General features: G+C 43.5%; 11 protein-coding genes. 6 read left to right on the forward strand and 5 right to left on the reverse strand.

Annotated features, from left to right (window positions below; translation table 11 throughout):
- Positions 1 to 28: 28 nt before the first annotated feature.
- The 3 genes from AC0YOD_RS11870 to AC0YOD_RS11880 all read right to left on the reverse strand — a co-directional run bounded on the left by AC0YOD_RS11870 (position 29) and on the right by AC0YOD_RS11880 (position 3,752).
- Positions 29 to 1,786 carry a sulfatase family protein gene (locus AC0YOD_RS11870; protein WP_475799511.1) on the reverse strand — a complete coding sequence of 586 codons (1,758 nt, stop codon included), beginning with the start codon at positions 1,784 to 1,786 and terminating at the stop codon, positions 29 to 31.
- A 119-nt stretch (positions 1,787 to 1,905) separates the two neighbouring features.
- Positions 1,906 to 2,154, reverse strand: a complete 249-nt coding sequence (locus tag AC0YOD_RS11875) for a DUF2642 domain-containing protein (RefSeq protein WP_475799512.1) — start codon at positions 2,152 to 2,154, stop codon at positions 1,906 to 1,908.
- Positions 2,155 to 2,237: 83 nt separating this feature from the next.
- On the reverse strand, positions 2,238 to 3,752 hold the full coding sequence (locus tag AC0YOD_RS11880) for a sulfatase family protein (RefSeq protein ID WP_475799975.1): 1,515 nt from the start codon (positions 3,750 to 3,752) through the stop codon (positions 2,238 to 2,240).
- 173 nt (positions 3,753 to 3,925) lie between these two features.
- Here AC0YOD_RS11880 and AC0YOD_RS11885 point away from each other — a divergent pair, with 173 nt between their 5' ends.
- Positions 3,926 to 4,771 (forward strand): AraC family transcriptional regulator, encoded by an 846-nt coding sequence (locus AC0YOD_RS11885; protein WP_475799513.1) that lies wholly within the window; start codon positions 3,926 to 3,928, stop codon positions 4,769 to 4,771.
- 9 nt (positions 4,772 to 4,780) lie between these two features.
- Here AC0YOD_RS11885 and AC0YOD_RS11890 read toward each other — a convergent pair whose 3' ends face one another.
- Both AC0YOD_RS11890 and AC0YOD_RS11895 read right to left on the reverse strand, forming a co-directional pair.
- Positions 4,781 to 5,473 carry a response regulator transcription factor gene (locus tag AC0YOD_RS11890; protein WP_475799514.1) on the reverse strand — a complete coding sequence of 231 codons (693 nt, stop codon included), beginning with the start codon at positions 5,471 to 5,473 and terminating at the stop codon, positions 4,781 to 4,783.
- 16 nt (positions 5,474 to 5,489) lie between these two features.
- Positions 5,490 to 6,989 carry a sensor histidine kinase gene (locus tag AC0YOD_RS11895; RefSeq protein ID WP_475799515.1) on the reverse strand — a complete coding sequence of 500 codons (1,500 nt, stop codon included), beginning with the start codon at positions 6,987 to 6,989 and terminating at the stop codon, positions 5,490 to 5,492.
- A 157-nt stretch (positions 6,990 to 7,146) separates the two neighbouring features.
- Here AC0YOD_RS11895 and AC0YOD_RS11900 point away from each other — a divergent pair, with 157 nt between their 5' ends.
- From AC0YOD_RS11900 to AC0YOD_RS11920, 5 genes are all read left to right on the forward strand, one after another.
- A complete protein-coding gene (locus tag AC0YOD_RS11900) occupies positions 7,147 to 8,460 on the forward strand; it encodes an ABC transporter substrate-binding protein (protein WP_475799516.1) in 1,314 nt (437 codons plus the stop codon).
- A 91-nt stretch (positions 8,461 to 8,551) separates the two neighbouring features.
- Positions 8,552 to 9,439: a carbohydrate ABC transporter permease gene (locus tag AC0YOD_RS11905; protein ID WP_475799517.1), complete on the forward strand. Its 888-nt coding sequence runs from the start codon at positions 8,552 to 8,554 to the stop codon at positions 9,437 to 9,439.
- Between the two features lie 24 nt (positions 9,440 to 9,463).
- Entirely contained in the window at positions 9,464 to 10,339 is an 876-nt protein-coding gene (locus AC0YOD_RS11910) for a carbohydrate ABC transporter permease (protein WP_475799518.1), read from the forward strand.
- A 37-nt stretch (positions 10,340 to 10,376) separates the two neighbouring features.
- Positions 10,377 to 11,792: a sulfatase family protein gene (locus AC0YOD_RS11915; RefSeq protein WP_475799519.1), complete on the forward strand. Its 1,416-nt coding sequence runs from the start codon at positions 10,377 to 10,379 to the stop codon at positions 11,790 to 11,792.
- A 51-nt stretch (positions 11,793 to 11,843) separates the two neighbouring features.
- Entirely contained in the window at positions 11,844 to 12,974 is a 1,131-nt protein-coding gene (locus tag AC0YOD_RS11920; RefSeq protein ID WP_475799520.1) for a glycoside hydrolase family 88 protein, read from the forward strand.
- The last annotated feature ends 171 nt before the right edge of the window (positions 12,975 to 13,145 follow it).

Raw genomic sequence — 13,145 nt, forward strand, 5'->3', positions numbered from 1 at the left:
GTTGTGGACTTATTTTTTTACCTGCGCTTTATTGGATAATCGACCTTGCAGGTGTTAGACGTTTCTGGTCCCGTTGCTCCTCCAGCAGCTGGATCATCCACTGCTGAATACTTCTGGAGTACTCTGTAGCAAACGTAATATGAGCAAGATTACGTGTCTCCATAGGATCATCAGTTAGATTATAGAGCTCATATTCATCAGGAACAGGCTGGGTCTTTATCGTGGTGGCCCAATAGGCATGCTGACCGTTAGCTGTTTCCGCAACAGGACGTGCCGTTACATCTTGAACCCCCGGCTCACTCCAAAATTGTACGTTATCGAAATAACGGGAGAGCTTCCAGCATTTCTTGGTCTTATTTTCATGGATCGTCATGATGACGGTCTCAATGTGGTTAGGCTGTATAACAGACGGATAGGCTTCTCCTAGTGGATTGATTTGATGTTGACCTCGAGTGGCATCGTCATCGGTCATGAAATAGAGAGGCTCATCAGAAAAAGGCTTCTGCTTCCATATAGCAGGTGTGAGATCGCGTCCTACAAAGGAGCGGGCCTCGCTGAATTTGCCCCGCAAGAGGGTCTGAATCTCTCCTGGGTTAGCATTTGCTAGTCCAAGCATCGTAGGAAGGAGATCAACGTGGCTTGTAAGTGCATCTGAATCTCTATGCTTCGGAAATAGGTGCTTATTATGAATAATTAAGGGCACATGCAGAGCCTCTTCGTAGGCGGTATAAAATTTTTGGTGAAGATCCCCGTGGGCTCCTAACAAATCCCCGTGATCGGATGTAAATATAACGATGGTATTGTCATAAAAAGAGGATTGGGTAAGCGCATCGAATACCTTAAGCATTTGTTGATCGACATTTTTCTGCAGCTGATAATAGAGCTGACGATAAAAAGCTCCATCTGAGATCGGTTGCAGTGCTCTAGGATAGGTATCCCGATAGCTTGCTTGGCAGCGCGGCTTCGTGACTAGAGATTCATTTAAGGTTGGAGGCGGAGAAACCAGCGGCATCGGATCGACCTCGAATCGGAAGTTAGGCAATTGCGCAGTAAGATCTCCATATAAAGCAATGTCATGCGGATTCACAAATGAAGCTACAACTAACCAAGGATCAGCATTCTCATCATTAGCCCTCTGGCGCTCGAGAGACTCCAGCAATTCAACCGTTTCATCCCCATAAATCTCGTCGCGTCCACTTACACCAAAAGCAGCGGAAGAAGCGGAATTTCGCGGGTTTCGACCATGAGGCTCAGGCCCAATCCATTCGGAGAAGCCGAAGTTATCCAAGCGGTTGGCACGAGCATATAGCTTTTCTTTGTTTCTGTCAGGCAAGCCTGTTAGCGGATGATAGCTAGGGACGCTGTTATGCGTGCCGGGAACAATAATATCCTCTTCAGATATATGCCATTTTCCTTTATAGTACGTCTGATATCCGGCCTCACGGAAATAATGGCCCATTGTAGGTACGGTATTTCGATCCAGCCAAAACATATTATTGTCGAAAGCGCTCTTAGCAATGCCATTGGTTTGGCTGACGCCATGCAGTGATGGATAGTGACCGGTAAAGAGGGTAGTTCGGCTCGGACAGCATGCGACGCTTCCGATATAATGCTTATGGAATTCTAGTCCATGAGCCCTTAATAGCTCCTGTGTTATGAGGTTTTCCTTACGCCATTCCTTCATTTCTGAATTTTCATAAAGGGGAGGATAGCGTTCTTCGTCTACAAGGAAAACAAGAAAATTAGGTCTCTCAAGCTTCCTTGGCGAAACAGAGTCAACGGTCATGTCACACACATCCTAGGTTAGGTTTTTAACCTAGATTATGTTTCATCACTTCAATTCAGTCTTCATAAAATCTGCGATAAAAAAGAGGAACCGCTCGCTGCAGTTCCTCTCCAACCTATTTATAATGGCATCGTCCATACAATTTCAGCAATCCTTACGCAGGCTTGACGACTGTGTAATTGTAGAAGCACGTGATCAGGCTTAACGTCAATGATAGAGCCTTCAATACCGCCACGAGTCGTTTCCAGCAGCACACACCGTCCAATTAGACGAGTAAGTGCTTCTACTACGTATGGATCAATCGCTGATACGGTTTGAATTTGCATAGGACTAGTCTGAACGGGGCTTACCTGATTCGGTTGGTACAAAATATCCACTCCTTAAATGTAGGTTCGAACCCATCATATGCGGTTGCCTAGTGTAAGGAGTGGGCGAAAGTACAAATAAAGAATTAAGCGTGCGATATGCGAGGCATCGGCATCGCCTCTTTACCTAATTCAGCCCATATATATTTCATCAAGAGCCTCGTCTTGAGCTCCTTATAACGCTCATCCTCCCATAAATTGCGCAGCTCATTGGGATCTTCCTGAAGATCAAACAGCTCACCATAGGTCTGATTAAAATAAACGGTCAGCTTATAGCGATCATTGACATAGGTTTTCTGATGGATCGTTGTCGGCTCATGGCGGAATTCACAAATAATATGATCGCGAGCAGAAAGCTCCGGTTGCTCCCATACAGCTGATTGATCCACGCCCGTCATTGCACCTGGTACAGGCAGTCCGGCAAAGCTTAGGAAAGTAGGTGCAAGATCGACAAGGGACTGCATAGAGCTGGATCTTTGACCCGCTGGTACGACCCCCGGATATTTCACGATAAAGGGAAGGCGCAGCAAATCCTCGTAATGAAAACCACCCTTCGCTTGCAGACCATGCTGCCCGAAGAAATGACCGTGATCGGTTGTAAACACTACGATTGTATCCTTATCTAAACCAAGCTCATCCAATTTATCTAGAATACGGCCAATATATTTATCCATGAAGCTGACCATGCCGTAGTAGACGGCAACGGCTTTCTTATGCTCATCTTCCGAATACAGCTGATGAGAGTGATACCCATGTGTTGCAAACCCTGTTTCTTGATAGGATGAGAAGTCTGGGTTCTTTTGTTGTGTCATGGCAAAATGCGGAGGATTAGCCTCATGCTCACCTGGTGTTCCCGTCGGTATAGTCAACCCGTTAGGGTCATACATGCTTGACCATGGCTCCGGTGCCAAATAAGGCGGGTGCGGGTCGGGGAAGCTTGCCCATAGAAAGAAGGGCTCATCCTTTTCTTTGTATTCCTCAAGCAGCTCTGAGCTTCTCTCCGCGATCCAAGTGTTATAGTGAAACTCCTCCGGAATCGACCAGTCGAATTTTTGGTTCTTGTCCATTGTGCCGGTTGGCGCAGCGAAGTAGTCTCGCCAGTTGGCACATCCCTTAGCCTCTAGCCATAAGGCATAGTGCTGCCCAACAAGCCATTCATTCGTATGGCACCGAACCATTTCCGCACACTCGAAACCATAATACGGACCGTTGAATGATTTCCAAAATTCATAATCATGCAGCTTATCCTTTCCTTCAATAGAAGGGTAGGCTTCCGTTGAGCCGACCGGTTGAAAATGCGCTTTGCCGATAAGTGCTGTTCGGTATTCCTCGTTGCTTAACAGCTCGCCAATCGTCATATGATCATCTGCAAGCTTTGTCCCAAGCGTCCACGCACCATGCTGACTTGGGTACATGCCAGTGATAATGGAGGCTCTTGTGGGCGTACAGGTTGGGTTCGGGCAATAGGCTCTGTCGAAAGTCGTCCCTTCCTGAGTAAGCTTATCTAGATTTGGAGTGGATATTTCCGGATTGAATGCTCCGATGGTGTTCCAGTGCTGCTGATCGCTAGTAATCAACAATATATTTGGTCGCTTACGCATGCTCATAGGTCTCATCCACCTCGTCCTGATTTCTAATATTCTTGTATTCATTATAGGTGGAGGATCTTGTATAGAACAATGATAGACGGTTGCACATTCTTTGCATTTTGTAGGATTTATGCTAGGGTGAAATAAAGTGAGATAACGAAAAATGGGGAGGCGTACCAATACCAATGGAGGAGCATCCATTTGAACATGCGGAAAACTTTTACCTTGTACCGGATGAATTTGATATGATGTCTGGCATATGGACGGTTAGAATGGGACGGAATGAGGCGAAGAAGGGATACCGTGCGGGTCCGAAAAGTATTACATACTATAGTTTGCATTTTGTAAGGAAAGGCGCGGTTGAACTGGACAATGGTCATGAGCGGATACGGCTCTCGGAGGGTGACTTATTCTGCTTGTTTCCTGAGCAGACGCATAGTTATCGCATGACACAAGAGCAGCCTTCCTTGGAGATGATTTGGATCGCCTTTGATGGTCCTCAAGCGTCAGCGCTACTAAATATGATTCCCATCAGCCCTTCCATCCCCTGTGCTCATAAGCGGATTACGAAGGAGATTGTACTCACCTTACAACAATTACTGCAAACCGGAAGCCAGCATAATCGATACAACAAACTTAGACGAAGCAGTCTTTTGTACCGATTATTCAGTCAGCTTTGCGGAGTGGAAGAGAAGTCTGAAGCTATTAGAAATGGACCAAAGGAATGGATTCCTGACAGTTTGGAATATATGAGAGCGCATTATAGGGAGCAAATCGGCGTGCGGCAGGTCGCTGATCATGTCGGTATTCATCGGACTCATTTCTCCAAATTATTCACGGAAGAAATGGGAATGAATCCTTCCCGTTTTTTACGTAATCTGCGCATGGAGAAGGCGATGCTCATGCTGCAGGAAAGCTCTCGATCAGTCATTGAAATAGGTCTGAGCTTGGGCTATTCCGATGCTGCATCCTTCACGCGCGCGTTCAGCGAGTACTATGGCTTCCCGCCGAAGCAAGCTCGTAATAAGTAAGAAAAATCTTTATATTTTTTTCAATAACTCAAATATTTTCAGATCATTTACCGTTCGAATAATGTCAGCAGAGCTAGGCATATTGAACTTTTTCAGTATGCTTGTCATTTGTTTTTTTACAGTTTCGTATTCCACGCAGCGTTCTTCTGCAATTTGTTTTCTTGTTTTTTTCTCGCATAGCAGCTTCAATACTTGCAGCTCGCTTGGCGTTAGTTCAGATATAATTTGTATGACGAAGAGAATACTGCTTTCGGTTCGTTTAATTCGAACAAATTCACTGCGAATGCTTTTTGCAATCATCGGTCGAATGGGCGAGCTGTCATGAGAGGCAGAGCGTATAGCCTCAATGACCTCCTCTTTGGCGGCAGATTTAACAAGATAATCGACGATACCCGACTGGAAAGCAGCGAAAATAATATTATCATCCTTGTGAACGGTTACAATAATGATTTTGATATGAGGAAATAGCTCGTGAATTTGTTTGGCTGCATGAATGCCAGCAAGCGGTTCTTCCATTTCAATATCCATTAAAATAATATCAGGCTGATATTCTACTGCAGCCTCTACGGCTGCTTGACCGGAATCAACAGCTGCAAGGATTTCCATATCCTCGCAGCCGGAAATAATTCGCTCCAATCGGCGTCGATGTGATTCGATATCATCTACGATTAATAGTTGTATCTTCTGCTCCAAAAGGGTCACCTCATTCTAGGTTGTTTTAAATGACAGGCAGGAAAATTTTAAAAGTAGTTCCTTGCTCCTTATCGCTTTCAACAATGATTTTCCCATCATGCCCAATCACGATTTTATGGCAGTAGGACAGACCGATCCCCCAATTATTAACGGAAGCCTTGGTCGTAAAGAATGGACTGAAAATCGATTCCAAATGCTCCTCCGCAATGCCAGGCCCGTCATCATGAATAGAAAGAACTGCCCAGTTATTGCTCTCTGAAATGCTGACGTTGATATGCCCGGATTCTTGTTGAGAGAGAGATTCTACGGCATTTTCTAATAGATTAAAAATAACCTCGCTCATAAAATGATTGTCCACATAACATAACGGCAGCTCCTCATCTGACTTTACACTTACTTTTATATGATTAGGATCAAGATTCAGTCTGCCAACCGCTTCATTCACAGGAACATTGAGCAGCTGCGGTTGCAAATTGAGCTCGATCGCTTGCAGCTTATTTGCCGCGTAGGTAATACTCTCCATTCCTTTGGTGCAGGATGCCAGCATCAGATTCAGACTGTACAAGGACTCCTTGTCGGTGTGAATTTCCTTAAGGTACTCCGCTTCGAACTGTATAGCTAGCAAATGGTTCTTTAGCGAATGAGTAAAAGCTTTTACACCTAGTGATGCCGTGTCAATGCTATTGTTAATTTGTATATCATGACTCTTGTTGTAAGCCTCTATAGAGTTGTATCTATACATGATATAAATCATAAAGGCCAGTCCGACAGGAACCAAATAAGGAAAAATGACAAAGATGAACGGATAGGAACCGATATCAGGCAGCAGATAGTTGTAATAGCCAGATAGAACCGTTGCAATGACAAGATTTTTTGGCGCCCAAGAAAAGATTAGGAAATGAATAATGGCAACGGGTGCTAGGATGAGAATATGGTAGAGCGCATAGCTTTTTATAAATTTAATTTTCGGATAATTAAAATAAAAATTAAGCATGAGGACAATAGCAATGATCTGGTAAGCATAGTTGATGTATTTAAAAAGTTGATTGAGCCATATAACCGCTTCTTTGGAGAAGACTGATAATGAAGCAGGCAAATCTGCAATCACCAGCTGCAGCCCTATTTGTATCCATGGATCATAGAAAAGGAGCTGAATGAGCGAAATTACGGTAACTATCGTATAAATAGGTGCATTCCGCAGCTTTTTCGATGTTCGTGTAAAGGATATAGCAAAACATAAGAGAGAAAAATGGAATAGGAGCACCCCGCCGTTCAGCAAGCGGATAAGCAGATCCGGATTGAAATTCGTTAATACAAGATAGTTCCAGGTTCCCGGACTGAAGCTGAAAAAGGAGCTAATGATATTGTGATAATAATTAAATTTGCTTAAATACAAAATAAAAGAAGTGAAAGAGAGTCCCCATGCCAGAATAATGCCATACATAAAGCGAGCAGATACGTGGTTCAATTTTTTGTAAGAAAAGAATATCGCCAAAACAAGCAACAAAAGAGTTAAATAGATCATTAGAACATCTCCAGAAATGAAGTGTTTGACGGAATAATAGAAAAAGAAAGCAGTAGGGGTATAAAACATTCACCTTATGTGTTGCAGGGATGCCCCCTATAATCAAAGTGTGTCTTAGTAATGCACACATAATACTAGAGTTCGGGGGGATTGTAAAATGAGAAAAATATATTCGCTACTATTGGTTAGTGCACTCATTATCACTCTAATGTCCGCTTGTGGTTCGAACAATACCAGCAATGGCAAGAACGGAGAAGCAGCAGGAACGACAGAACCAAAGGAAGTTACGCTAAGAATGACGGTACTGCCGGCTGATTTGGACACCTTTCAGGAAGCCTATGAAAACTTCCATAAAGAGAATCCAACAATCACGGTAAAAATAGATACCATTCCACAAGCACAATATTATGAGAAACTGCGCCTTCAGCTTTCCTCGGGCGAGGATATTGGCGTTTTTGCAGGGAACATGGACGTTCTTCTCGATACGGGTATTCTAGAACCGCTTGATGGATACATCAAAGAAAATAAAGTAGATGTTTCCGGTTTTGGACCGCTCTATGAATCACTTCAAGTGAAAAATGAATCCTTCGGTTTGCCTTACCGCAAATCCAATTGGATGCTTTACTACAACAAGACGCTATTTGATCAAATGAAAGTAGACTATCCAAAAGCAGATATGACATGGGATGAATTCCGTGAACTGGCTAAGCAAATGACAAAGGGTGAAGGCGCAGACAAAGTGTATGGCGCGTTCTTGCAGCCTTGGGCGCAAACCTGGTATTTGCAAACCGTACAAACGGGTTCTTCGATTATCGACAAAGATTTGACCCCTTTTGTGAAAGGGCTTCAATTTAGAATGGACTTGGAAAAAGACGGTTCAATCATGCCATGGATGGAGCAAATTACAACCTCGGCGCACTACAACTCTGCATTCCAAAAAGGCAATGTAGCGATGAACCTTATCGGTGACTGGCATGTGGCTCAGCTCAGAGAAGCGGAAGATGAGAAGAAAATTGATTTTGATTGGGATGTTGTTCCGATTCCGCATCCAGAGGGCGTTCCCGCTAATACTAGCGTAGCTGCACCGGTATCTCTAATGATGAATAAAAACACAAAAAATAAAGAAGCAGCGTTCAAACTTATTGAATATATGACAGGTGCAAAAGGCGCTAACTTGTTTGCTTCAAAAGGCTTCTTAACGGGCTACACAAATGATGAAATTAAAAAGACGTATATCGGCGATGGCAGCCGCAAACCGGAGCATATTCAATATTTTGTTGAGCAAAAGGAATATCCAGAGTATCCATTCCTGCCAGGAGTTAAGAACATCCTTGTAAACGGAGCATACAAGCAAGAGGGAGAACTGGCGTTAGTAGGCGAGCAGACTGCTGAACAGGCGATTGCGAAAATTGCTGAGCGTGTACAGAAAGAATGGGCAGATAAGTACGAAAAAGAGTATCAAACGAAGTAGTAACTAACGTCTTAATTATGGAATGCTTAATGGAGGAACTTCACTTTTATTTATGAAGTGAAGTTCCTCTATTAATAAAGGAGCTGAAAGAATGAAAACAGCCAAAGCGGTCGTGAGGCGAAATCGGCTAGTCGGTTATACTTTTTTATTGCCTAATATAATAGGCTTTCTCATTTTTATTTGTTTTCCAGTTCTAGCTTCCTTTTATATGAGCTTTACCGAATGGAATGGTTTTGGCGCGATCAAATTTACGGGTTTGGACAATTATAAAAGGCTGATGTCGGATGAGACGTTTGGCATTTCTCTAGTGAATAGTTTAATTATGACGGTCGTTTTCGTTCCGGTGACAATACTGCTTGCTATTATATTTGCTTCCATTTTGAACAAAGGGGTTAGGGGTCTGAAGCTGTTCCGTACAGCTATGTTTCTACCTCATATTACTGCGACAATCGCAGTAGCCGTTATTTGGCAGCTGCTGTTCAATCCATCAATGGGCCCGATTAACGGCGTACTGCGCAGCATAGGGTTTGAAAATCCTCCCGGCTGGCTGGCATCAACGGAATGGGCGCTCATTTCGGTCATTATCGTGAGCATATGGCATGGTATTGGCTATTATATGGTTCTATTTCTTGCAGGATTGCAGGGCATTCCGAAGGATTTGTATGAAGCAGCTGAAATTGATGGCGCGGGCAAGCTGTCTCAGTTCATAAATGTAACCTTGCCTATGCTCTCACCGATTATCTTTTTTACCGTGATTATTGCCATTATCAATTCATTTAAAGTATTTGATCTGATCTATGTGTTAACACAAGGCGGTCCTGGACGTTCTACTCATGTACTTGTCTATGACATTTACAATACCGCTTTCAAAAACTATGAGTACGGCTATGCTTCATCCATGGCTTATGTACTGTTCGCTATTATTATGATTATCACCGTTATTCAATTTAGAGGTCAGAAAAAATGGGTGAATTATTAATTTTTAATAGAAAGGTGGCAAACTATGAGCAGAGTCGTACAGGCAACCCCATTGTCCCTTCCTAAGAAACAAAATCATACGTGGAAAGTGGCCTCAAGAGTAGTACTTTATACGATCTTGATCGTTGCAAGCTTATCGATGGTTATTCCTCTCTTATGGATGGTATCGGCGTCATTGAAATCCGAAGCAGAAATATTCAGCTTTCCGATTAAATGGATTCCAAGCACTTTTTTCTGGTCGAATTATGGGAAGGTATGGAGTGAAATTCCGTTTCCTACTTATTACTTAAATACAATAAAAATCGCCGTCATTACGACGGTGTTGCAAATTATAACCTGCTCCACAGCCGCATATGCCTTTGCAAAGATACGGTTTCCAGAACGGGATAAATTGTTTTTCTTATACATTGCTACAATGATGATTCCATATCAAGTCATGATGATCCCGCAGTTTATGCTGATCAAAGAGATTGGCTTGATGAATTCGCATTGGGCGCTCATTTTGTTAGGTGCATTTAGTCCATTCGGTGTTTTCTTGTTTCGACAGTTTTTCATGGCTATTCCGGAGGAGCTGTCTGAGGCGGCGCGAATTGATGGTCTGAATGAGTTCGGCATCTATTTGCGAATCATTCTTCCGCTCATGCGGCCGGCCATTGCAAGTCTCGTTATTTTCACATTCATGCACTCATGGAATGATTTTCTGGCACCGCTCATTTATTTGAACTCAGATCATTTGTTTACCTTGCAGCTTGGCATGCAGCACTTTCAGTCTGAGCATAGCACCGATTACGGACCGCTGATGGCAGCTGCCGTTTCCGCCATTATTCCAACCATTATTATTTATTTCATCGCACAGGATCACTTTATTGAAGGAATTGCAGCTGGCGCTGTTAAGGGCTAGTTCATTTACAGAAATGCATCACAAAGGGGGAGGAACCATGAGCAGCAAAAGACCGAATTTACTATATATATTCGCCGATCAATGGAGGAAGCAGGCAGTTGGCTTTCAAAATGAGGACCCCGTTATCACGCCGAATATAGATGAGTTTGCTCGTGAAAACCTCATATTTGATCATGCAATCAGCTGTACACCGCTTTGCTCGCCGCATCGCGCTGCGCTTTTGACAGGTAGATATCCGCAGTCTAATGGCGTTTATACCAATTGCAAAACAGGTGCGAATATCATGCTGGGCGAAGATGAGAATTGTATAGGTGATGTTTTAAAGGATTCAGGCTATAATACGGGATATATTGGAAAATGGCATTTAGATCTGCCAGAGCAAAATATCTCCTCTGAACCATTGTCCGGTGCGAAGGAATGGGATGCCTATACACCTCCGGGACCAAAACGGCATGGCTTTGATTTCTGGTATTCATACGGAGCGGATGATAACCATCTAACGCCCCACTATTGGAAGGATACACATGAGCCAATTAACGTGAATCAATGGTCGCTTGAGCACGAGACGGATGTGGCGTTAGACTTTTTGCAGAACCAAGACGGAGAAAAGCCATTTGCTTTGTTCCTATCCTGGAACCCGCCTCATAGTCCTTTCGAGCTCGTTCCTGAGGCGTATAAGAAGCTCTATGAGGACCGAGAAGTGACGCTTAGACCGAATGTGAAATCAGAGCATTTAATGGCTCATACAGGTGAACCTATTGCAGGAGGCATGGATAATCTTCAACGTTATACTAGGGATTACTGGGCTGCAATAACCGGTATGGACGAGCAATTCGCTCGTATTTTGAGAGAATTGAAAGAACAGGGACTGGAAGAGAATACGATTGTCGTATTGTCTGCTGATCATGGTGAATTGCTGGGCTCGCACGGGCTTATGGCCAAGCATTCATGGCATGAGGAATCTATAGGCATTCCTTGTATGATGCGTTGGACGGGCCGTCTTGCTAGCGGAAGAACGAATCTATTATTTAACAGTGTTGATATTATGCCTACTCTATTAGGTCTAATGGATCTCGATGTTCCAACAACAGTTGAAGGCACCGACTATTCATCTGCTTTGCTAGAGCAAAGGGAAGTAGAAGTAGAATCTGTATTTATTTCAGCATTTCCCGGTCGAAGGGAAGTCATTGAGCAGTTTGCTCGTTTGGGGCTTGATAATAAGCAGTACGGCTGGAGAGGCGTTCGCACGCTGCGTTACACGTATGTTATTCATAAAGGCTATGCACCGGACGAACCCGTTGAGCGTCTTCTTTATGATAATGTCGCAGACCCCTATCAGACCAATCCTATTCGTATTGGGAATGCAGCTGAGCATCCTCTAGCGGAACAGCTTGAAGCCGTGCTCGTTAATTGGCTTTCAAAAACAAAGGATTCCTTTCTTCTTCAACAATAATAAAGGTGCAATAAGGATGAGTCTAACCCTAATGAATAGGAGAGATTACGGATGATATGGAAGCAAGCTATTGAGGATGCAGTGAGCAAAACAGCAAAAAATATAGAACGCTATGACGGTCAGTTTCCCCATGTTAGTGTTGATGGTGGAATCAAATATGAAATAAATCCGAATACAGACTGGACGGATGGCTTTTGGTCCGGCATATTGTGGCTCTGCTATGAGTATACGGGAGATACATCCTTTCGGGATGCTGCGCGCAGAACCGTAGAGAGCTTTAAGACCAGACTGGAGCAAAAAGTGTATTTGGACCATCATGATATCGGCTTTCTCTATTCGCTCTCTTCGAAAGCACAATGGATGATTGAGAAGGATGAGGGAGCGCGTCAGTTAACCCTGCAAGCAGCTGATCATCTCATGACACGGTGGCGTCCGAAAAGCGGGATTATACAGGCATGGGGCCCCGAAGGCGATGAGGTCAACGGCGGGCGGATTATTATTGACTGTATGCTGAATTTGCCTTTGCTTTATTGGGCTTATGATCAGACAGGAAGAGAGGATTACTTGCAAGTTGCCATTAAACAAGCTGATCAAAGCCAGCGTTTCTTAATACGAGGCGATGACTCTTCTTACCATACATTCTATTTTGATCAAGAAACGGGAGACTCGATTCGTGGCGGCACACATCAAGGCTATCTTGACGGCTCCACCTGGACTCGGGGACAAGCATGGGGGATTTATGGATTTGCCTTATCCTATCGGTATACCAAAAATGCCTCATACCTAGAGTCATCGAAGCGGTTAGCTCGTTATTTTCTGGAAAGGCTTCCTGCGGATCATGTCGCTTATTGGGATTTCAATGCGCCTGTGGACGCCAATACGCCGAGGGATAGCTCTGCTTCAGCCATTGTTGCATGTGGCATCATTGAACTGCTTAGCCACTTGGACGAGAACGACAGCACAAGAGAATACCTGCAAAATCGACTGCAAGATTCGATGAACGGATTGGTTAATCATTATTCCACCATGAATGACAGTGATGTTGAAGGGTTCCTGAAGCATGGATCCTATCATGTTAGAGGAAATTCATCTCCAGATGATTTCGTTATATGGGGCGATTATTACTACTTAGAGGCATTAATGCGCCTTGAAAAGGGACATAAAGGATATTGGTACGAATAGAATCCATTTTCTATTTGAAGAAGGATAAGGACTTTAATCAAAACAAACAAAAACCACAACCGATTTTTCGGTTGTGGTTTTTTGTTTTCTTTACGTCATTCTAACTATTTAATTGCCGTTCGGAATTTTATCTTATACGATATGATGAGTCTTACAGGAATGAAACATAAG

This window comes from Paenibacillus sp. J31P13, assembly GCF_056269295.1.